Source organism: Caballeronia sordidicola, assembly GCF_000729995.1.
GTDB classification, from domain to species: Bacteria; Pseudomonadota; Gammaproteobacteria; order Burkholderiales; family Burkholderiaceae; genus Caballeronia; species Caballeronia sordidicola_A.
Genome location: NZ_JNFG01000179.1, coordinates 1 through 353, shown reverse-complemented (window position 1 = coordinate 353; position 353 = coordinate 1). Strand labels below are relative to the sequence as shown.

Here is a 353-nt window from a genome sequence, read left to right as displayed (position 1 = left end):
CGGCATGACAGCGATGGCCGCGCCTGTGCAGCGGCGCGGCTATGCGGCGATGGGCGTAATCAGTATTGCGGGGCCGCTTGTCAGACTCGACGAAAAGCGCATGGAGAAGCTCGGGCCGACCTTGCTCGCGGCCGCCACGGAGCTGGCCGCCGCGAGTCATGCATCGCCGTTGTTCAGCAGGCGTTAGCCCGCTGCCTCAAGTTCATTGCGGAATGATCCGCTCTGCCTTTAAGCGGTCGAACAACGCGAAGAACGCATCGGGTGTGCTCTGATAATCGAGGAAGCCTGCTTTGCGGCTTTTCGTCATATCGGTGAGGACTTCCATCGGACGGCCGAGGTCCGCGTCGGTGTGC

2 pseudogenes are annotated in these 353 nt (G+C 62.6%); one reads left to right on the top strand and one right to left on the bottom strand.

From position 1 onward, the window contains the following. A pseudogene (locus FH08_RS0134290) lies at window positions 1–187 on the top strand (IclR family transcriptional regulator domain-containing protein); the annotation flags it as partial. A gap of 15 nt (window positions 188–202) precedes the next feature. On the opposite strand, the pseudogene FH08_RS52160 reads toward FH08_RS0134290, so the two are convergent. Continuing rightward, window positions 203–353, bottom strand: a pseudogene (locus tag FH08_RS52160) (NAD-dependent dehydratase); the annotation flags it as partial.